Here is a 19512-nt window from a genome sequence, read left to right as displayed (position 1 = left end):
CCCTCGAAACTGCGATGTATACTCGCGAAAGGGCCTCCCATGTTTTCCGCCATTATATTCGACTGCGACGGCGTTCTGGTGAATTCCGAATCGATCCATGTCGCGCTGGAACTTGAGCACTTGGCCGCGCTCGGCCTCACCTATGACCGAGCCGAGTATGTACACCGGGTAAAAGGCCGCTCCTGGCCGGATTTTCTGTCGATCCTTTCCGGCGATCATCAGGCGGCTTTCGGCACACCACTGCCCGAGCACTTCTCCGACGGGCTCTCCAGCGCTACATGGAAAGCGTTCGAGACCGAACTGGCGGCGATGGAGGGAGCGGCGGCCTTGCTTGGCGGCATCACCCATCCCCGCGCTGTCGCCTCGTCCAGCGGTCACAAGGCGCTCCGCACCAAGCTGGAAATGACAGCGCTGCTGGAGTTCTTCGAACCGCACGTGGTCTCCAGCGACCATGTCGAGAAAGCGAAACCGGCACCCGACATCTTCCTTCACGCAGCGGAAAAGCTTGGCGTCGCGCCAGATCGTTGCCTCGTAATCGAAGACAGTGTGAACGGTGTCCTCGGCGCCCGTGCGGCCGGAATGACAGCCTGGGGATATACGGGCGATGCGGAAGGAGAAGCCAGCCTCCCTTCACGCCTTAGAGAAGCAGGCGCAGCAGACGTTTTCGCGCATCACGACGAGATCCGGCAACAACTTGGCTGACCTCTTTCAGTAACGAACGAGCACGCCTTCCCATCCCAACACCTTATCCAGGTGTTGCACTTCATTTGAGACTTTGGCAAACCCCGTTGCTCGTAATAATGAGGTATCGACCGATTACGAGCGATCCTTATCCCAACTCCATCTCCGCCATCGCGATGCGGGCGTCGTGGAAGCGCGGGTTCAGGGCGAGGCACTGCTCGTAGCAGGTCCGGGCATGGTCCTTGTTGCCAGCGGCGTCGAAGACCTGACCGAGGGTGAACCACGGGTCCGGGTCGGAGGGATTGAGGTAGATGGCACGGTTAAGGGCGTTGGCGGCGGGCTCAAGCCAACCGGCCTCGAAGCATGTCCGGCCGAGCTGGCGCTGATGGTCAGCGTCCGCCGGATCGAGTAGAGCGGCCTGCCCCACGAGTTGTGCGGCCTCGTCATGCCGGCCGTTCTGCATCGCTAGGATACTTTTGACATGGAGCGAGCGCGGGCTTTCCGGCTGGTCTTTCGTGACCCGCCGATAAAGGTTTTCCAGCCGTGCCGTGCCGATATTCACCACCCGTCCCACTCGGGACTGGCTGTCTTGCGAGGTCCGTTCCATGACGAGACCACCTTACCCTGCCTCATCCAATAGCACCACAGGTGAGCGTCAGCCACCCAGCACGCGCCCGGCGACGGCATCCAGTTTCGCGACCAGTTCGGGATCGCGGGCTTCTGGATGGGTGATCATGGCGTACTGCAATGCGTTGTCACCGCCCTGCTCGTCTACTTCGGGTCGCTTCGCCAGCATCGGCGCGACGGTCCGGACCAGATCGCGGGCTTTCTCCGCGTTTCCGGTCAGCACCTTGATGACCTGCTCGACGGTGACGCTATCATGTTCCGGATGCCAGCAGTCGTAATCGGTAATCATGGCGACGGTGGCGTAAGGGATCTCTGCCTCACGTGCGAGTTTCGCCTCCGGCATGTTGGTCATGCCGACCACATCACAGCCCCAGGAGCGATACAGCGTGCTCTCGGCGAAGGTAGAGAATTGCGGGCCTTCCATACAGATATAGGTCCCGCTCACGCTGTAGGGCAGGCCGAGCTGCTTGCAGGCACCCGTCAGCGCTGCCTGGATGCGTTCGGAGACCGGATGGGAGAATGACACGTGCGCAGCGCAGCCGTTCGTGTAGAAGGTCTTCTCGCGGGCGAAGGTGCGGTCGATGAACTGGTCAATCAGCACGAAATGCCCGGGTGCGTACTCTTCTTTGAGAGAACCGACGGCGCTGAGCGAGATGATGTCCGTCACCCCGGCACGTTTCATCGCATCGATATTGGCCCGATAGTTGATCCCGCTCGGGTTCAGTTTGTGGCCGCGACCGTGGCGCGGCAGGAAGACCAGTTTCTGACCATCCAGTTCTCCAAAAAGAAGCTGGTCGGACGGTGTGCCAAAAGGCGAGGAGACTGTCTCCCAGCGTGTATTGGACAAACCGTCGATCTCATAGATCCCGCTGCCGCCGATAAAGCCGAGAACCGCGTCACGCGTCAGTGCAGTCATGGGATGCAACCTTCTTCCAGAAACAAATCTGGCTCTCTGCCTAGCGGATGGCTGCGTCCTTGCCAACGGCAAAAGAAAAGGCCGCATCCAAAGACGCGGCCCTCTCATAGATATGATCGGTCAGATCAGTGCACGTCGGCCCAAATCTTCCGCTTGGAAGCATAGAATAGTCCGCTGGCAACGATCAGGAACAGGATCACCGCGACACCTGTCCGCTTGCGTTCCTCAAGGTTCGGCTCTGCCGCCCAAGTCAGGAACGTCGTGACGTCCCTGGCCATCTGGTCCACAGAGGCCGTGGTACCGTCCGCATAGGTGACGCCATCTTCATAGAGCGGCTGTGCCATAGCGATCTGATGTCCGGGGAAGGCTTTGTTGTAGCTCATGCCTTCCGCGACATTCACGCCTTCCGGAGCCTCGCCGTAGCCAGTCAGAAGAGCATAGATGTAATCCTCGAAACCGGCCCGCGCCTCAACGATGAGAGACAGATCCGGCGGCAAGGCACCCCCGTTTGAAGCGCGCGCTGCATTGTCGTTTGCAAACGGCGCGACGAAACGATCCGCCGCCGTACCCGCGCGGGCGAACATTTCACCCTCATCATTCGGGCCGTCCTCGACTTCGTATTCAGCCGCGATCGCCTTCACTTCTTCTTCCGAATAGCCGAGACCGGCCAGATTCCGGAAAGAGATGTAGTCCAGAGAATGACAGGTCGCACAGACTTCCCGGTAGACTTGGAGGCCACGCTGAGCGGCCCCCCGGTCGAAAGTGCCGAACAGGCCGGAGAATGACCAATCCTGCTTTTCATAGTGAATGGCATCACCGGCTGCATGTGCCGTCTGTCCACCAATGGCGAGAGCCGAGACCAACGCTGTCGCCGCGATCAGAGATTTCATACCCATCATGCTTTCTCCTTCGCGGCAGCAGGAGCAGCTGCCATTCCACCCGCGCCGCCAAGCACGGACTCACTGATGCTCTTCGGCAAAGGCTTCGGCGTCTCGAAAATCGAGAGCAGAGGAAGCGCGACAAGGAAGTAGAAGAAGTAATAGACCGTCGCGATCCGGGACGCTGTGACGTACCAGCCTTCAGCCGGCTTGCCGCCGAGCCATGTCAACGCGATGCAGTCCAAGAACAGCAGCCAGAAGAAGATTTTGAAGACTGGCCGGAAGCTGCCGCTTCGTACCGGGGATCTGTCAAGCCAGGGCAGGATGAACAGGACCGCGATGGCACCGAACATCGCCACAACCCCGAACAGCTTGTCCGGAACCGCACGCAGGATCGCGTAGAACGGCAGGAAGTACCATTCAGGCACGATATGCGCCGGTGTAACCAACGGATTGGCCGGAATATAGTTGTCCGGATGGCCCAGGAAGTTCGGCGCAAAGAAGATGAAAAAGGCGAACGGGATCAGGAAGACGAAGAGACCGAACGCATCCTTGATCGTGTAATAAGGATGGAACGGGATCGTGTCCTGCGGCCCCTTCACATCAATGCCCAGCGGGTTGTTCGAACCGAAACGATGCAGCGCGATGATGTGCAGCACAACGACGGCGAAGATCACGAACGGAAGCAGGTAGTGAAGCGCAAAGAACCGGTTCAGGGTCGCATTATCGACCGAGAAGCCGCCCCACAGCCATGTCACAACACTTTCGCCGACGATCGGAATCGCGGAGAAAAGGTTGGTGATAACGGTCGCGCCCCAGAAGCTCATCTGGCCCCAGGGAAGCACGTAGCCCATGAAAGCAGTTGCCATCATCAGCAGCATGATCACGACACCCAGCATCCATAGCAGCTCACGCGGAGCCTTGTAGGAGCCGTAATAGAGGCCGCGGAACATGTGGATATAAACGGCAATGAAGAAGAAACTGGCGCCGTTCATATGGATGTAGCGGATCAACCAGCCGGAGTTGACGTCGCGCATGATACGCTCGACAGAGGCAAAGGCGTAATCGACATGCGGCGTGTAATGCATTGCCAACGTGATGCCGGTAACGATCATGATGACCAGCATGATTCCGGCCAGCGAGCCGAAGTTCCACCAATAGCTCAGATTCTTCGGTGTCGGATACTCATGCGCTTCATGATGCAGAAAGGTGAAGATCGGCAGGCGGTGGTCGATCCACCGGACAACCGGATTTGTAAAATTAGCTGTGCTCATAGATCACGCTCCTCAACCGATTTTGATCGCGGTATCGCCGGTGAAGACGTATGGCGGTACGGGAAGGTTAAGTGGAGCCGGGCCTTTGCGAATTCGCCCGGAGCTATCGTAGTGAGATCCATGGCACGGGCAGAACCAGCCGTCGTAATCCCCGCGCGGCTCGGTCGTCTTCTGACCAAGCGGAACGCAACCCAGATGGGTGCAGATCCCGATCAGGATGAGCCATTCCGGCTTCTGCACACGATCTGCGTCCGGTGTCGGGTCCCGCAACTCGCCGAGATCGACATCCTTTGCCTCTTCGATTTCCTTCGCCGTACGATGACGAACAAAAACCGGCTTGCCGCGCCAGACGACCGTGATCGACATGCCTTCCTCGACCCCGGAGATATCAACCTCCGTGCTCGCGAGGGCCAGCGTATCCGCCGCCGGGTTCATTTGGTTGATGAACGGCCAAGCCGCAGCCGCGATGCCAACCACGCCAACCGCGCCGCTGGCGACATTGATAAAGTCGCGCCGTGTCGCGCCTTCTTCTACCTCAGCCATTGTAAATCAGCACCTCTCGCCCACTTATTGAATCGCCAAGAAACTTATATCGTCCCCTGCCGGTGTGAGTGCGACACAGGGTCGCGCGCTACTGGCAGACGAAAGCCTGCTCTGACGCTATTGCATCGTCCTATACTGCACCCGGAAACCAATTGCAAAGCCTCCCTAGTCTCCTGTCAGCAATAGGCCCCTGCCCGTGCGAATTGCCCTCTATCAACCGGATATCCCACAAAATACCGGCACCATTCTCCGTATGGCCGCCTGTTTTGGCTTGCCGGTGGACATTATCGAGCCCTGCGGCTTCGCTCTGAGCGATGCCCGGATGCGCCGTGCAGGTATGGATTACATCGATCATGTGGACTGGTCGCGGCACAATTCATGGGAGCGCTTTCTGGAGCAGAGAACGTCTGGACGACTGGTCCTGCTGACAACAAAAGCAGACGCCTTCCTTCAGGATTTCAACTTCAAAGCGGACGACACACTCCTGTTCGGTCAAGAATCCGCCGGCGTACCGGAAGAGGTTCACAACCGGGCCGATGCCCGCATCTCCATTCCGATGCAAAGCGGCCTGAGATCACTGAACCTCGCGGTGAGCGCTTCCATCGCAGCCTGGGAGGCGCTGCGCCAGACCGGTTTCAACCAAGGCATCCCGGCTCATCCGAATGGCGGACAGGCCTAGAGCCAAACCCACCTGCGCCAGTTTTTGACCGTCTGTTCTTACATGCAGAGCGCAGCATCAAAGTCGTTAACTTTCGAGAAAGCCCTGTGGCCGGGGTTTTCTGTGCCGTGATTATCAAAAAGGGACTTCATCACCTCCTCTCCCAAGCATTCTGCAAACAATTCCGGCGTCTTGATTTTCTCGTCTCCTCCCATCCCGCGTTCCTGAGTTGAAGAGAAGCGATTTCGATTAACCATATTTTAGTCAAGCCACATCAATATTTTAATCAAACCACATCATTATCTGGGCTATACCAGTGCAAAACTTGACATTTTCGTCACAGCAACCATCCTGAAGTCATGGCAAGACAAAAAGAATTTGATCGATCCGACGTCCTGCAAAAAGCCATGCAGGCGTTTTGGATCCGCGGCTACGAGGCGACATCCATTCAGGATCTGGTCAAGGTAACCGGCATCAACCGCGGCTCGATGTACGATACCTTCGGCGACAAACGCGGGCTTTTTGAAGCCGCGATTGATTTTTATATTTCAAATGTCAGCGCCAAACGCCTAGCCAAGATGCAGAGTACAGATTCGGCCCTGACGGCGATCCGGACCTATTTCGAAGATCTTATTACCTTCTCTGTCGGCGACGGCCGCAAGCTCGGTTGCCTGATTACGAACTCCGTTGTTGAACTAGCCCCACATGACCCCGTCATCGGCGGGATACTCCGCGGCAGTTTTGCTCGGGTTGAAGATGTCTTCCATCAAACCCTGCTGCGCGCGCAGGACGACGGCGAAATCCCCTCTGAGATTGATGCCCGGGCGACTGCCAGGTTCATGACAGCGACGGCAAACGGAATCCGTGTGTTCGCACGCGCCGACGCGGACGCAGAAACCATGCGCGATGTCGTCAACAGCGCAATGTCCGTGATCGAGGATAGACATCCTGAGCTGCCGATCGCGGCCGAGTAAAAGCGCCCCAAAAGACCTTTTCTTCCGCCATTGGATCGTTTCGTTTGAACGCATTTTGTTGAAGAGCGGTTATTGATTTTGAATTTTGGAACAAGTGTTCCATATTGATGCTTATAAAATTCAGCCACGGGAAAACATCCATGACTCAGCTTACTCCGCTCTTTCCTCGTCAGCAGGTACCTGCCCTTTCCGTTAAAACACTCGGCGGCGGGAACTGGGAAATCTCCGATGCAAAGCCCGAGAATTTCACCATGGTCGTTGTTTATCGCGGCCTGCATTGCCCGATCTGCGGCATGTATCTGAAAGATCTCGACCGCAAACTCGCGGATTTCAAGGAACGCGGCGTCGATGTGATCGCGCTTTCCAGCGACGATGAAGCCCGCGCCACGCAAGCCAGAGACGACTGGAAGATCGAGAACCTCACGCTCGGTTACGGACTGACACTTGAGAAGGCCCGTGAGTGGGGTCTCTACATCTCTGCCGGTCGCGGCAAGACTTCCGTCGGCATTGAGGAGCCGAAACTGTTCGTCGAGCCGGGTCTGTTCGTGGTCCGGCCAAACGGCGAGCTGTACTTCGCCAGTGTCCAGTCCATGCCGTTCGCACGCCCGGATTTCGCAGCAGTCCTGAAGGCCCTCGATTTCGTTATCGCGAATGATTATCCGGGTCGTGGCGAAATCGTCGATCACCTCGCACAAGCAGCCGAATAATCGAACGTCCGGGGAAGTCGCCCAGCGGCTTCCCCTCTCTTGCCATGGCGTTGCTCGCTCCCTGCATGCCCCGATTCCACTGGCACCGGCTCCGGCCTTGAGCTACTAGGGCAGCGTGAAAAACCATCCGCTTAAGACACTCCGTTTCCGACTAGAAGCCGCCCTCGTGGCAGTTCTGCTGTTTGTCGTGCGCCTGCTGCCTCTCACTGCCGCGTCCTGGATCGGCGGCAAGATCCTGCAGCTCGTCGGACCATGCCTGCCCGTGCACCGCACGGCCCGACGGAACCTCGAGCGCGCCTTCCCGGAAAAAGACAGCGCCGAGATCAGGCGTATCCTGAACGGAATGTGGAACAATCTTGGCCGGACCGCTGCTGAATATCCGCACCACGATACAATCAAGGCCGAAGCTTCCAGCCGTCTGGAAGTTCATGGCGGCGAACGGCTTGAAAAGCTCGCCGCCAATCCGCGCCCGGCCGTTTTCTTTTCGGCTCATCTTGCCAACTGGGAGGTCCTGCCGATTGCCTCCGCTTTGCGTAATCTGCCGGTGAACCCAGTATTCCGGAGCCCCAACAATCCCTATCTGACAGAGCTTTTCGAGGCCCGGAGACCCCACCCGGATGTACAACTGGTCGCCAAGGGACCGCGCGCCGTGCGGGAGCTGATCAAGATCCTGAAACAGAATCGCTCTGTTGCCCTGCTGATCGACCAGAAACTACGGGAAGGTATCCCAGCCAAGTTCTTCGGACGTGACGCGATGACGCCGAGCGCCTTTGCCGAACTCGCCCAAATGCTCGACTGCGATATCTATCCGACCCGAGTCGAGCGGCTGCCCGGCGCCCGATTCCGAGCGACTATATACCCGCCCCTTACAAAGCCGGACACGACAGACCGGAAAGAGGCCGTGCGCATCCTCACTCAGACGGCGACAACCATGATCGAGGAGTGGGTGCGGGAACGGCCGTCGGAATGGTTCTGGGTACACCGGCGCTGGCCAGATTAAGGCGCAAGCTCCGGCGAATTCTCTCCAGGCGGGCCAACCGTCAGCTCCATGCGGCTAGACAGCATGATCCTTCCGCGCCGTTTCGCCCGGCCCAAACTGCAGCGCATGCAGGTGGGCATACAGACCGGCTTCGCCGATCAATGCATCGTGAGTGCCGCTTTCGACCACGCGGCCGGCATCGAAGACATGGATCACATCCGCATGCTGAATGGTCGAAAGCCTGTGCGCGATGACGATGGTTGTCCGCCCTTTCATCAGGATCTTGAGCGCATCCTGTATCTGCCGCTCCGACTCGGTATCCAGCGCGCTAGTGGCCTCGTCCAGCAATAGGATCGGGGCGTCCTTCAATATGGCCCGGGCGATCGCAAGCCGCTGTCGCTGCCCGCCGGAGAGTCTCGTGCCTTGCTCGCCGATTACGGTTTCATAGCCATTTGGCAATGCGGTGATGAAATCATCCGCCGCAGCCGCCCGGGCAGCCGCCCGGACTTCTTCATCGCTCGCATCAAGCCGACCGAAACGGATGTTATTGATGACAGTATCATCGAACAGCACGACGTCCTGACTGACAATGGCAAGCGCCTTGCGAACGCTTTCGAGGGTCACACTCCTGATATCGAGTCCGTTGACCATGACGCAACCACCAGCCGGATCGTAGAAGCGCGGGATCATTGAGAGGACCGTGCTCTTGCCGGCACCCGAGGGGCCAACCAATGCAGTGACCTTGCCGGCCGGCGCCTCGAAACTCACATTGTTGAGCGCTGCATCCGGCACCATACCGGCCTCACCCGTCTCACCGTCAGCCGGAGCAGGCTTACCATAGGAAAATTGGACGGCATCGAACGTCACCGCACCCGCAGCCCTTGGCAGAGGGCCGGAACCGGGTACGTCCTTGATCTGCGGAGCCTGATCGATCAGAGCGAACACCCTCTGCGCGGCAGCAAGGCCCTCCTGGATGTGGGTTGTGATTTTACCGAGCGCACGCAGCGGCTGATAGGCCATCAGAGTCGCCGCGATGAAAGAGAAAAAGGCGCCGGGAGATGTATGTCCCTCAATCACTCGGGCGCCACCATAGGCAATGACTGCGGCTACGGCGACGCCGCCGAGGAAATCGATAATCGGCTGCGGCGCAGCCTTCACCCGAACACCACGGTAATTCAACTGGAAAAGCCGTTCGACCAGCACTTGAATTCGACTTGTCTCATTCTCTTCGAGGCCAAAAGACTTGATCATGCGAATACCCTGGAAGCCCTGGGTCAAGAGGCTGGTCATCGCACCCATTTCCTCTTGCGTTTCAGCCGAAACACGACGCATACGCTTGCCGAGCTGACGGATCGGATATGCCGAGAGTGGCGCGACGACGAAGGTGATGCAGGCCAGTAGCCAGTCCTGATAAAACATCACTGCAACGAGGAAGATAACAGACAGGGTATCCCGGCCAAGACCGACCAGGGCATTCGCCACCGCGTTACGCATCGCATTGATGTCGAACGTAAAATGCGAAATTAGTGTGCCGCTATGCCGGTCTTGGAACAGGCCGAGATCGAGATGAATCAGGTGCCGGTAAAGCCGGGCCTGGGTGTCAGCGACCACCCGCTGACCGACATAACCGACGAGCACTTCCTGCACATAGGCAGCAACACTCTTCACGAAGAAGGTCGCGACAACCGCACCAGCGACCAACCACAGTACCGACAGATCTTTCTGGACGAAAATCTTGTTCACCATCGGATCCATCAGCCAAGCCGAGGCGGCGGTCGCGGCGGCAACCAACACCATACAAAGCCCGGCAAGAATCAGACGTCCCGTATAGGGTCTCACAAGATCGCGGACCACGCGCCTGAGCAGCGTGATACTGGCCTCGTCCGTGAGACTTATTTTGGTCCGGTCGGTTTTTTTGGCCATGCAGTCCAATCCAAGCTATGCGGCGCTCTGGATATAGCATGGCACCGCCGGACCGCCACCGATTTGCGGGAGTATATTCGCGCCAACACCCACAATCACGACCGGGCCATGTTGATTTAAATTCGGTATCCCGTACTATTGCCGCCTCGAATTCAAATTTATCCGGTCAATCGGACAAGCGCCTAACAAAGCAAGAATAATAATTGGCGCAGCAATTTGGCAAAACAGGAGGCTCAAATGAAGTCGGACAACAAGCTCACGTCAGCAATGAATGCTGACGTATCGCGTCGGGGGTTTCTCGGCGGCACTGCTGCTCTCGGCGTAACTGCAGCATCTACTTCAGCATTGCTGGGGAAGAAGGCTTATGCGGCCAAGAAGGGCGGTCATCTGCGCGCCGGTATCGCGCATGGTTCGACCACTGACTCGCTCGATCCGGCGACCTACGAAAACGGCTTCTCCCTCGCCCTCGACTACACCCTTTTCAACCATCTCGGCGAAGTCGATCACACCGGCTCGGTGAAACCTGAACTGGCGGAAAGCTGGGAAGCCTCCCCGGATGCGAAGAGCTGGTCCTTCAAGCTGCGCCAGGGCGTTGAGTTCCACAATGGCAAGACCCTTGAAGCCTCCGATGTGATCGCGTCCATCGAGTACCATATGGGCGAAGGCACCAAGTCCGCGGCGAAATCCCTGCTCAAGCAGGTGAAGTCGATGAAGGCCGACGGCAAGAACGAGGTCGTCATCGAGCTCGAAGCCGGCAATGCCGACTTCCCGTATGTGATCAGCGACTACCACATTGCCATCAAGCCAGCCAAAGACGGCAAGATTGATCCGAACGAAGGTATCGGAACAGGTCCGTATTCGCTCGAGAATTACGAGCCGGGCGTCCGCCTGATGGCCAACAAGAACAAGAACTACTTCAAGTCCGACCGCGCCCATTTCGACCAGGTCGAACTGATCACCATTATCGATCTTGCTGCCCGTCAGAATGCCCTGACCACTGGCGAAATCGACATGATGGATCGCGCCGACCTGAAGACCGTGCACCTTCTGAAGCGTTCGAAGGGCATCAACGTCATGGAGACGGTAGGCTACAAGCACTACACCATGCCGATGCGCACGGACACGGCTCCGTTCGACAAGAGCGACCTGAGGCTGGCCCTGAAATATGCTCTCGACCGCGAAGAGCTGGTGAAGAAAATCCTACGCGGCCACGGCGTTGTCGGTAACGACCATCCGATCAGCCCAACCAACCAGTATCATGCCGAAGGGCTCGCCCAGCGGATGTATGATCCGGACAAGGCGAAGTTCCACTTCAAGAAAGCCGGCATGGAAGGCGCGACGATCCAGCTTTCCGCCGCAGACGCCGCCTTCCCCGGCGCTGTCGACGCAGCTGTTCTCTACAAAGAGCATGCGGCCAAGGCAGGCATCAATATCGAGGTCGTCCGCGAGCCGAACGATGGTTACTGGTCGAACGTCTGGATGAAAAAGGCCTGGTGCGCCTGCTACTGGGGCGGCCGTCCAACCGAGGACTGGATGTTCACCACGGCTTATGCCGACGGCGCCGACTGGAACGACACGTTCTGGAAAAACGACCGGTTTAACGAACTGCTCCTTGCCGCACGCGCCGAGCTCGACAGCGACAAGCGCCGGACCATGTATTACGAAATGCAGGAAATCCTGAGCAACGACGGCGGAACGGTTGTGCCGATGTTCGCGAACTACGTGTTCGCCGCGTCCGACAAGATCCTTCCGTCCGAGCAGATGGCCGGTAACTGGGAGCTTGACGGTTCCAAGTTTGCAGAACGGTGGTCCTTCGCCTGAGCGGCGGGGACACTGTAGGCAAACCTCATGTCACAAATCCTCAAAATGGTTGCCCAGCGCTTTGCGCTGGGCTTCCTGACCCTTTTCGTTGTTTCGCTCATTATTTTTCTCGGGATCGAGCTTCTTCCTGGTGATATCGCGGAAGAAATTCTCGGCCAGAGCGCCACACCCGAGACCGTCGCCGCGTTCCGTGCCGAGCTCGGCCTCGATGTCCCCCCCCACATTCGATATTTAGACTGGCTCTGGGGCATGCTCCAGGGCGACATGGGCCGCTCGCTCGCCAACAAACGCGAGATCTCAGAGCTGATCGGGCTGCGCTTCGGCAACACGCTGTTCCTGGCTGTCACTGCAGCCGCGATCGCCGTGCCGCTGGCCCTGACACTTGGTGTCCTGGCAGCGCTGTACCGCCACTCTTTCTATGACCGTACGGTCAACGTTGTGACCCTCAGTTCCATTTCGTTTCCTGAATTCTTTGTTGCCTATATCCTGATCTTCCTCGTTTCCGTGACCTTCCCGATTTTCCCCTCCATCGCCAATATCAGCGATGCAACCCCTTTCTGGGAGAAGGTCTACAAGGTTTTGCTGCCTGCCTTGACACTCACTCTGGTCGTGGTCGCGCATATGATGCGGATGACGAGGGCGGCGATCATCAATCTGCTCGCCAGTCCCTATATTGAAATGGCGAACCTCAAGGGCCTCAGCCGGGCACGGGTCATCGTCAAGCACGCCCTGCCAAACGCCCTGGCACCGATCATCAACGTCGTTGTGATCAACCTCGCCTATCTGATCGTCGGCGTGGTCGTGGTCGAGGTGGTGTTCGTTTATCCGGGCCTCGGACAGCTCATGGTCGACTCGGTCTCGAAACGCGATCTGCCGGTAGTGCAGGCGGCTGCGATGATCTTTGCCGGCACCTACGTTTTGCTCAACCTGCTCGCGGACATTCTGTCGATCCTGACAAATCCCCGCTTGCTGCATCCGCGTTGAGGGAGGAAGTCCAATGAACGCCACCCTCAAACTGCTGGCCAGCGCTCCATTGAGCGCCAAGTTCGGCATGGTCGTCATTCTCGGTTATGCCTTCATAGCCATCTTCGCACCGGTGCTGACGCCTTACGGCGAAACGGAAATCGTCGGGGCCGAGTTCGAGCTCTGGGGTGACGGGTTCGTGCTGGGTACGGACAGCCTCGGACGGGATATGCTGACCCGGCTGATTTACGGCGCCCGGAACACCATCGGCATCGCCTTCCTGACGACAATACTGGCCTTCCTGCTCGGATCGATCACCGGCTTCCTTGCCGCCGCCATCTCTGGCTGGGTCGACCAACTTCTGTCACGTATCGTCGATGTCCTGATGGCTATTCCGGCCCTTATCTTTGGCCTTCTCGTCCTGACCATCGTCGGCACCTCGATAACCAACATGGTGCTGGTCATCGCCGTGCTCGAATCGACCAGGGTCTTCAGATTGGCCCGCGCGGTCGCGATGGGGATCGTGGTCATGGACTATGTCGAGGCGGCCCGGCTGCGCGGCGAAGGCCTTTGGTGGATCATGAGCCGCGAAGTCCTGCCGAACGCCCTGCCGCCACTGGTGGCCGAGTTCGGCCTGCGCTTCTGCTTCGTGTTCCTGTTCATCAGCGCGCTCAGCTTCCTCGGCCTGGGCATCCAGCCGCCGACAGCCGACTGGGGCAGTATGGTTCGTGACAATGCGACCCTCATCACCTTCGGCGACATCACCCCGCTGATGCCGGCAGCAGCCATCGCGCTGCTGACCGTCGCTGTCAATTTTGTCGTCGACTGGTTCCTCCACAAGGCAAGCGGATTGAAAGAATGAGCGAGCAGAGCGAACAAGACATCCTCCTCCGCATCCGTGGGCTGCGTATCGAGGGCATGAGCGGCGACAACTGGCAGGAGATCGTGCATGGCGTCGATCTCGATCTGCGAAAGGGCGAAGTTCTAGGGCTGATCGGCGAATCCGGGGCAGGCAAATCGACCATAGGCCTCGCCGCGATGGGCTACGCACGGGACGGCTGCCGGATCACCGGAGGGGAAATCCTGTTCGACGGTACGGACCTGGCCGCCTCGGAGGAATCCGAAAAGCGGCATATCTGGGGCTCTCGTATTGCCTATGTCGCGCAGAGCGCTGCCGCCGCCTTCAACCCGGCGCACCGGCTGATCGATCAATTCACCGAATCGCCTGTCCAGCATGGCCTCTCCGACAAACCTTCATCGGAGGATGAGGCCCGCGAGCTTTTCGCACGACTGCAGCTACCGGATCCAGACGGGATTGGGCTGCGCTACCCGCATCAGGTCTCGGGGGGCCAGCTGCAGCGGGCTATGACTGCCATGGCCATGTCCTGCAAGCCGGACCTGATCATCTTCGACGAACCGACCACAGCCCTCGACGTGACAACCCAGATCGAGGTGCTGGCCGCAATTCGAGATGTGGTCGAGGCTTACAACACGGCCGCCATCTACATCACCCACGATCTCGCAGTCGTCGCCCAGATGGCGGACCGGATCATGGTGTTGCGTCATGGCAACGTGGTTGAGGAGAATGCGACCCGCTCCATGCTGGAGGAGCCGAAAGAGACCTATACGCAGGAATTGCTCGCGGTCCGCAGCTTCAAAAGCGACGAAATGGCCGCTCCGGCCGGTAACCCCCCTCTCCTGACGGTCGACAATGTCACGGCCGCTTATGGAGATGTTCCGGTGTTGCACGGCGTCTCCGTCGACATCCACAAGAAGCGAACCGTCGCAATCGTCGGGGAATCGGGTTCCGGGAAAAGCACGCTCGCGCGGGTCATTACAGGCTTGTTGCCGGCAAAGAGCGGCACCGTCAGCTATAATGGTGAAATCCTGCCTCTCAGCTACAAACAGCGCGACAAGAGCCAGTTGCGCCGCATGCAGATGATCTACCAGATGCCGGACACCGCGCTTAATCCGCGACAGCGTATCCGAGATATCATCGGCCGTCCGGTCGCTTTCTATCTCGGGCTGACCGGCAAACAGCTTGAAGACCGTGTGCGCGAGCTCCTGTCCCTGATCGAGCTGGAGCCGGACGATTATATCGACCGTCTTTCGACAGAGCTTTCAGGTGGTCAGAAGCAGAGGATCTGCATCGCCCGCGCGCTTGCGGCAGAGCCGCAGCTGATCATTTGCGATGAAGTCACCTCCGCACTCGACCAGCTTGTCGCCGAAGAGATCCTGAAACTGCTGCAGCGCCTGCAGGACGAGCTTGATCTGTCCTACATGTTCATCACCCACGATCTGGCAACCGTCCGCGCCATTGCGGACGAGGTCGTGGTGATGCTGCAGGGCAATGTCGTGGAGCACGGCTCGAAGACGGAAATGTTCAAGCCGCCGCATCACGACTACACCGACCTGCTGCTGTCGTCCGTGCCGGAGATGGATCCGGACTGGCTCGATAACCTGCTGGCCGAACGGGCCGAGCTGGCGAAGCAAGGCCGAATCTTGAAAGCTGCCGACCACTAAACCGAAGGCGCCTGGAGCCTCCATGCAAACTGTTGGACAATTTCCCCACGCCGTGCGGGAAATCGAGAACTGCTGGATTACCCTCAGTGACGGATGCCGCGTTGCCGCCCGAATCTGGCTTCCGGAAGGGGCCGAGAATGCCCCGGTCCCCGCGATCCTTGAATATCTTCCCTATCGCAAGAGGGATGGCACCTCGGTCCGCGATGCCCTGACCCATCCCTATTTCGCTGGCCATGGCTATGCCGCCATCCGAGTCGACATGCGTGGTAATGGCGAATCCGATGGCATCATGGAAGACGAGTACCTGGCGCAGGAGCAGGACGATGCACTGGAGGTGATCGACTGGATCACCAGCCAGCCCTGGTCGAGCGGCGCCGTCGGCATGATCGGCATCTCCTGGGGAGGTTTCAACGGATTGCAGGTCGCCTTCCGCCAACCCGAGGCCCTGAAGGCCGTAGTCACCATCTGCTCCACGGATGACCGCTATGCAGACGACATCCACTACAAGGGCGGGGCGATGCTGAATGAGAATATGGGCTGGTCCTCGACCATGCTTTCCTATTCCTCACGGCCGCCAGACCCGACGCTGGTCGGCGAGAGCTGGCGCGAGACCTGGCTTAAAAGGCTTGAGGCCGAGCCATTGCTGATCGCCAACTGGCTACACCACCAGACCCGCGATGAGTTCTGGAAACACGGGTCGGTCTGCGAGGATTATGCCCGCGTGAATGTGCCAGTGCTGGCCGTTGGTGGCTGGTCCGATGCCTACAGCAACGCCGTGCCGCGCATGCTGGAGAACCTTCCGGGGTTCGTCCGCGGTATTGTCGGCCCCTGGCTGCACAAATATCCGCACTTCGCTGTTCCCGGCCCGGCTATCGGCTTCCTGCAGGAATGCCTGCGCTGGTGGGATCACTGGCTGAAAGGGATCGACCGCGGCGTCGAACAGGACCCCGCCTTCCGGGTCTATATGCAAGAGTCCGTGCCGCCGAAAGCGGCCTATGAGACACGTGACGGCCGCTGGCTCGGTGAACAGACCTGGCCGAGCCCGAACGTCGAAGCCACGCGCTTCTATCTGCAGGGTGGCCGCCTGAATGACAAAGCCGTCGGCACAGCCGAAACCCTGATCCACTCGCCGGAGACCGTCGGTCAGGCTGGCGGGGAATACTGCATGATCTGGCTTGGCCCCGAAGGACCGACGGATCAGCGGGTGGACGATGCGGGCTCCGTCTGTTTCGAGACCGCGCCGCTGGACAACCGGATGGAAATCCTGGGCGCGCCCATACTCGATCTGGAAATCTCATCGGACAAGCCTGTCGCCCATCTGATAGCGCGCCTGAACGACATCGCGCCGGACGGATCGGCGACCCGGATCACCTACGGCGTGCTGAACCTCACCCACAGGGACAGCCACGAGCATCCAAAAGCCCTCTCACCGGGCAAACGCTATCGCGTGTCTCTCCGGTTGGACGATATCGCCTACGCTGTGCCCCCGGGGCACAAGGTTCGGGTTTCACTCTCCACGAACTACTGGCCGATGATCTGGCCCGCACCGGAAGCAGCGACTGTAATCCTCCAGGAGGACAGCAGCAGCCTCTCGCTGCCCCTGCGCCCAACGGACGGTACGGACGCCCCCTATGAGCCCTTTGCCGCGGCAGAGGCGGCTCCGCCCCTGCAGAAGGACATCCTGCGCCCCGCGACGAACACGCGGACAATCACGAGAGATGCGGAGACTGGCCGGCAGAAGATAACAATCCTGGACGATTTCGGCTCCGACCGGATCGTCGAGATCGACCTGACGACCGACCATGTCGCGCGAGAGAGCTATTCAATCCAGCCGGGCGATCCGCTCAGCGCGCGGATGGAGACCCATTGGAGTCAAGGCCTGTCTCGTGGCGACTGGAGTGTCGGAACCGAGACCTATTGCACGCTGACTGGCGATGCGACCCATTTCCACGTCACCGGCCGGATCGAGGCATACGAGTCGGGGGCGCTAATCTTCGAGAAAGATTTCGAAGAGTCGATCCCACGCAACATGCTCTGAACCCGGCGCCGCCTATTCTGCAGGCGCAACACGGATATCCTGAAAGAAACTCGTGCTGAGCATTCGGAGACGGCGGCTGAGTGCACTCATGGCATCTGCCGTCGCATCCACCTCGCGCGCCGCGTCCTCGCTCTGCACCGTCGCCTCCGCGAGGCTCGCGATACCCGAGTTGACCTCATTACTTGCCGCGGCCGCGCCGTCGGCACTGCTCGCGATCTCCCGCGTGGCTTCCGTTTGCGCGGTCATGGCGGAAACCGCGTCCTGGGTATTCCGGTCTATCGACGCGACGCTTTCAATCGCCTCTCCAATGGCGGACACCGCGGCATCGATGACGGATCGCATTTCGGCAACCTGACGCGAAATCTGCAAAGCTGCGTCTTCGGTCTGCCCGGCAAGCGATTTAACCTCACCGGCGACAACCGCGAAGCCGCGCCCCATTTCACCAGCCCGCGCGGCTTCGATGGTGGCATTCATGGCCAGCAGGTTCGTCTGATGGGCAACCGTGCTGATGATATCGGCAAAACCGCCGACTTCACCGGCCAGCGTTGTCAGTTGCCCCACGGTCGCGGTCGTACTCTCCGCGCGCTGGGAGGCCAGCGCGGATGATTCCGCCGCCGCCCGGATAACCAACCCAAGATCCGATATCGAGCGGTCGAGAGAGGTCGCCGCATCAGACACACCGCCTGCACCGGCTGCCGCCGTGCTTGACGCCGAGCGGGCTTTCTCCGCGCTTCCGGCGGCACCGGAAACCGAATCCTTCATCGTCCGGGTTACGTCTTCCATCCGCTGCGTCGCGTCTGCAACTTCGGCGAGGATCTGGCCGATCTCTTTCTCGAAGGATTTCAATATCAGCTCGCGACGGTCGACTTCCTCGGCCTGCGCATCGTGTGCTGCACTTGTCCGCTCCTGCAGCAAGGCGTTTTCTTCCAGCACCGACTGGAACTGGCCAACACGGCGGGCGATGGTGCCGATCTCGTCCTTGCGCTCAAGATAGGGAACCGTCACCGGCTCCATCGAGGCGACTGCCCGGATCGCCTGCGTCACCCGTTCAAGTGGCCGCGTAACGATGATCCGGCTTGACGCATAGGCGGCCGCGATGGCGAACAGAGTGCCCACACCGGCCAGGATTGCGAGCAGCGCTCTGGCCTGGCTTTCAAAGACCGTCAGCTCGCTCTCTTTCGCCAGGATCTTTTCGTTTTCCTGCACGATCGCGTTGCGGACCTGCTCCGCCGCCAGCGCCTCGTCCGCCAACTCCCCCTTCACGATCACCAGCCGTTGCTCGAGGCTGGCCGTATTGAAGAGGTCGGCGATTTTCTGATTGGCCGCGTCGGCGGTCACGCCGTGGATCGTCAGCTCGTTCACCGCGTCCGCATATTCGCCATCCTCGAACACACCGAAAGAGATGGCCGCACCGCCATCCATATCTTCGACGACGAATGTCGCCGCTTTCTGGAGGTCCCGGCGCTGTCTGCGCTTCTTGTAGCGCGCGACGATAGCGTCCCGGCCGGAATGCACGGCCTCAGTCGCACCATTCTCGACCGCCCAGTTCTTCAGCTCGGCCGACGGGTTCACTTCAAGGCGCTGCGGGATCTCGAAATAGCTCTGCTGCAGGGTCATCACCCGGGCGCGGAGATCCTGGTTCATCGCCCGGAGCAGGGCCGCACGCTGGTCTTCCCTCTCGGCCACCATCGACACAACGATGTAGATGGCGATGAGCAAGCCCGCGAAGACCAGGGCCGTCATCACGGCAGCCGACAGAACCAGTTTCGTGCTGATACGGGAGCCGAGGCCTGACGATGGCGCACGCTGTTGCGTCTCTAAACCGATGTCCTGTTGTTCAAAAACAATGTCCGACATGACTGTCTCTTGCGCCCGAATAGGGATCATGACGGCGGTATACCGTCATGGACATTTTACGCTTGAGAGTAAGTTCCGGCCGAAACCGAGAGCAAATGACGGTTTGATGTAAAGAACAGCGCATCCACGGCTAATTTACATAAAAATGAC

At 59.2% G+C, this 19512-nt stretch carries 18 protein-coding genes; 10 read left to right on the top strand and 8 right to left on the bottom strand.

What is annotated here, in order from left to right; translation table 11 throughout:
• Window positions 1–39 precede the first annotated feature (39 nt).
• Entirely contained in the window at window positions 40–702 is a 663-nt protein-coding gene (locus tag ABJ076_RS07160) for an HAD family phosphatase (protein ID WP_348194574.1), read from the top strand.
• 127 nt (window positions 703–829) lie between these two features.
• On the opposite strand, the gene ABJ076_RS07155 is transcribed toward ABJ076_RS07160, so the two are convergent.
• The 5 genes from ABJ076_RS07155 to petA all read right to left on the bottom strand — a co-directional run bounded on the left by ABJ076_RS07155 (window position 830) and on the right by petA (window position 4919).
• Window positions 830–1288 carry a tetratricopeptide repeat protein gene (locus tag ABJ076_RS07155; RefSeq protein WP_348194572.1) on the bottom strand — a complete coding sequence of 153 codons (459 nt, stop codon included), beginning with the start codon at window positions 1286–1288 and terminating at the stop codon, window positions 830–832.
• Window positions 1289–1336: 48 nt separating this feature from the next.
• Complete coding sequence (locus ABJ076_RS07150; RefSeq protein WP_348194570.1) at window positions 1337–2224, bottom strand: S-methyl-5'-thioadenosine phosphorylase; 888 nt, start codon at window positions 2222–2224, stop codon at window positions 1337–1339.
• Window positions 2225–2349: 125 nt separating this feature from the next.
• The gene (locus ABJ076_RS07145; RefSeq protein ID WP_348194568.1) at window positions 2350–3123 is read right to left on the bottom strand and encodes a cytochrome c1; all 774 of its coding nucleotides are present in this window, start codon (window positions 3121–3123) and stop codon (window positions 2350–2352) included.
• Window positions 3120–4376 carry a cytochrome b/b6 gene (locus ABJ076_RS07140; RefSeq protein WP_348194567.1) on the bottom strand — a complete coding sequence of 419 codons (1257 nt, stop codon included), beginning with the start codon at window positions 4374–4376 and terminating at the stop codon, window positions 3120–3122. Before ABJ076_RS07140 ends, ABJ076_RS07145 begins: the two co-directional genes overlap by 4 nt.
• A gap of 12 nt (window positions 4377–4388) precedes the next feature.
• Complete coding sequence (gene petA / locus ABJ076_RS07135; RefSeq protein ID WP_348194565.1) at window positions 4389–4919, bottom strand: ubiquinol-cytochrome c reductase iron-sulfur subunit; 531 nt, start codon at window positions 4917–4919, stop codon at window positions 4389–4391.
• Window positions 4920–5115: 196 nt separating this feature from the next.
• Here petA and ABJ076_RS07130 point away from each other — a divergent pair, with 196 nt between their 5' ends.
• Window positions 5116–5598, top strand: a complete 483-nt coding sequence (locus ABJ076_RS07130; protein WP_348194563.1) for a tRNA (cytidine(34)-2'-O)-methyltransferase — start codon at window positions 5116–5118, stop codon at window positions 5596–5598.
• Between the two features lie 38 nt (window positions 5599–5636).
• Here the strand turns inward: ABJ076_RS07130 and ABJ076_RS07125 are convergent, their stop codons facing one another.
• Window positions 5637–5792 (bottom strand): hypothetical protein, encoded by a 156-nt coding sequence (locus tag ABJ076_RS07125; protein ID WP_348194561.1) that lies wholly within the window; start codon window positions 5790–5792, stop codon window positions 5637–5639.
• Between the two features lie 192 nt (window positions 5793–5984).
• Here ABJ076_RS07125 and ABJ076_RS07120 point away from each other — a divergent pair, with 192 nt between their 5' ends.
• The 3 genes from ABJ076_RS07120 (at window position 5985) to ABJ076_RS07110 (ending at window position 8258) form a co-directional block, all read left to right on the top strand.
• Window positions 5985–6551 carry a TetR/AcrR family transcriptional regulator gene (locus tag ABJ076_RS07120; protein ID WP_348194560.1) on the top strand — a complete coding sequence of 189 codons (567 nt, stop codon included), beginning with the start codon at window positions 5985–5987 and terminating at the stop codon, window positions 6549–6551.
• Between the two features lie 140 nt (window positions 6552–6691).
• Window positions 6692–7258, top strand: coding sequence for a peroxiredoxin-like family protein (locus ABJ076_RS07115; RefSeq protein ID WP_348194558.1), 567 nt, complete (start codon window positions 6692–6694; stop codon window positions 7256–7258).
• Between the two features lie 115 nt (window positions 7259–7373).
• Window positions 7374–8258, top strand: a complete 885-nt coding sequence (locus ABJ076_RS07110; protein WP_348194556.1) for a lipid A biosynthesis lauroyl acyltransferase — start codon at window positions 7374–7376, stop codon at window positions 8256–8258.
• 54 nt (window positions 8259–8312) lie between these two features.
• Here the strand turns inward: ABJ076_RS07110 and ABJ076_RS07105 are convergent, their stop codons facing one another.
• On the bottom strand, window positions 8313–10160 hold the full coding sequence (locus ABJ076_RS07105) for an ABC transporter transmembrane domain-containing protein (protein WP_348194554.1): 1848 nt from the start codon (window positions 10158–10160) through the stop codon (window positions 8313–8315).
• A 237-nt stretch (window positions 10161–10397) separates the two neighbouring features.
• Here ABJ076_RS07105 and ABJ076_RS07100 point away from each other — a divergent pair, with 237 nt between their 5' ends.
• Genes ABJ076_RS07100 through ABJ076_RS07080 form a run of 5 tightly spaced genes read left to right on the top strand, consistent with a single transcriptional unit; the run spans window position 10398 to window position 17505 of the window.
• On the top strand, window positions 10398–11981 hold the full coding sequence (locus tag ABJ076_RS07100; RefSeq protein ID WP_348194552.1) for an ABC transporter substrate-binding protein: 1584 nt from the start codon (window positions 10398–10400) through the stop codon (window positions 11979–11981).
• A 27-nt stretch (window positions 11982–12008) separates the two neighbouring features.
• Window positions 12009–12965 (top strand): ABC transporter permease, encoded by a 957-nt coding sequence (locus ABJ076_RS07095; protein WP_348194550.1) that lies wholly within the window; start codon window positions 12009–12011, stop codon window positions 12963–12965.
• 13 nt (window positions 12966–12978) lie between these two features.
• A complete protein-coding gene (locus tag ABJ076_RS07090) occupies window positions 12979–13806 on the top strand; it encodes an ABC transporter permease (RefSeq protein WP_348194548.1) in 828 nt (275 codons plus the stop codon).
• The gene (locus tag ABJ076_RS07085) at window positions 13803–15467 is read left to right on the top strand and encodes an ABC transporter ATP-binding protein (protein ID WP_348194546.1); all 1665 of its coding nucleotides are present in this window, start codon (window positions 13803–13805) and stop codon (window positions 15465–15467) included. The genes ABJ076_RS07090 and ABJ076_RS07085 overlap by 4 nt, the downstream gene beginning before the upstream one ends.
• A 22-nt stretch (window positions 15468–15489) precedes the next feature.
• Entirely contained in the window at window positions 15490–17505 is a 2016-nt protein-coding gene (locus tag ABJ076_RS07080; protein ID WP_348194544.1) for a CocE/NonD family hydrolase, read from the top strand.
• Window positions 17506–17517: 12 nt separating this feature from the next.
• On the opposite strand, the gene ABJ076_RS07075 is transcribed toward ABJ076_RS07080, so the two are convergent.
• On the bottom strand, window positions 17518–19362 hold the full coding sequence (locus tag ABJ076_RS07075) for a methyl-accepting chemotaxis protein (RefSeq protein WP_348194542.1): 1845 nt from the start codon (window positions 19360–19362) through the stop codon (window positions 17518–17520).
• Window positions 19363–19512 lie beyond the last annotated feature (150 nt).

It is taken from the genome of Nisaea sp. (assembly GCF_039990255.1).
Classification (GTDB): Bacteria; Pseudomonadota; Alphaproteobacteria; order Thalassobaculales; family Thalassobaculaceae; genus Nisaea.
This window is presented reverse-complemented; position numbering and strand designations above follow the sequence as displayed.

Coding starts and splice junctions, on each gene's coding strand:
- ABJ076_RS07160 (WP_348194574.1), top strand. CDS start 40: ATGTTTTCCGCCATTATATTCGACTGCGACGGCGTTCTGGTGAATTCC.
- ABJ076_RS07155 (WP_348194572.1), bottom strand. CDS start 1,288: ATGGAACGGACCTCGCAAGACAGCCAGTCCCGAGTGGGACGGGTGGTG.
- ABJ076_RS07150 (WP_348194570.1), bottom strand. CDS start 2,224: ATGACTGCACTGACGCGTGACGCGGTTCTCGGCTTTATCGGCGGCAGC.
- ABJ076_RS07145 (WP_348194568.1), bottom strand. CDS start 3,123: ATGATGGGTATGAAATCTCTGATCGCGGCGACAGCGTTGGTCTCGGCT.
- ABJ076_RS07140 (WP_348194567.1), bottom strand. CDS start 4,376: ATGAGCACAGCTAATTTTACAAATCCGGTTGTCCGGTGGATCGACCAC.
- petA (WP_348194565.1), bottom strand. CDS start 4,919: ATGGCTGAGGTAGAAGAAGGCGCGACACGGCGCGACTTTATCAATGTC.
- ABJ076_RS07125 (WP_348194561.1), bottom strand. CDS start 5,792: ATGGGAGGAGACGAGAAAATCAAGACGCCGGAATTGTTTGCAGAATGC.
- ABJ076_RS07120 (WP_348194560.1), top strand. CDS start 5,985: ATGCAGGCGTTTTGGATCCGCGGCTACGAGGCGACATCCATTCAGGAT.
- ABJ076_RS07115 (WP_348194558.1), top strand. CDS start 6,692: ATGACTCAGCTTACTCCGCTCTTTCCTCGTCAGCAGGTACCTGCCCTT.
- ABJ076_RS07105 (WP_348194554.1), bottom strand. CDS start 10,160: ATGGCCAAAAAAACCGACCGGACCAAAATAAGTCTCACGGACGAGGCC.
- ABJ076_RS07100 (WP_348194552.1), top strand. CDS start 10,398: ATGAAGTCGGACAACAAGCTCACGTCAGCAATGAATGCTGACGTATCG.
- ABJ076_RS07095 (WP_348194550.1), top strand. CDS start 12,009: ATGTCACAAATCCTCAAAATGGTTGCCCAGCGCTTTGCGCTGGGCTTC.
- ABJ076_RS07090 (WP_348194548.1), top strand. CDS start 12,979: ATGAACGCCACCCTCAAACTGCTGGCCAGCGCTCCATTGAGCGCCAAG.
- ABJ076_RS07085 (WP_348194546.1), top strand. CDS start 13,803: ATGAGCGAGCAGAGCGAACAAGACATCCTCCTCCGCATCCGTGGGCTG.
- ABJ076_RS07080 (WP_348194544.1), top strand. CDS start 15,490: ATGCAAACTGTTGGACAATTTCCCCACGCCGTGCGGGAAATCGAGAAC.
- ABJ076_RS07075 (WP_348194542.1), bottom strand. CDS start 19,362: ATGTCGGACATTGTTTTTGAACAACAGGACATCGGTTTAGAGACGCAA.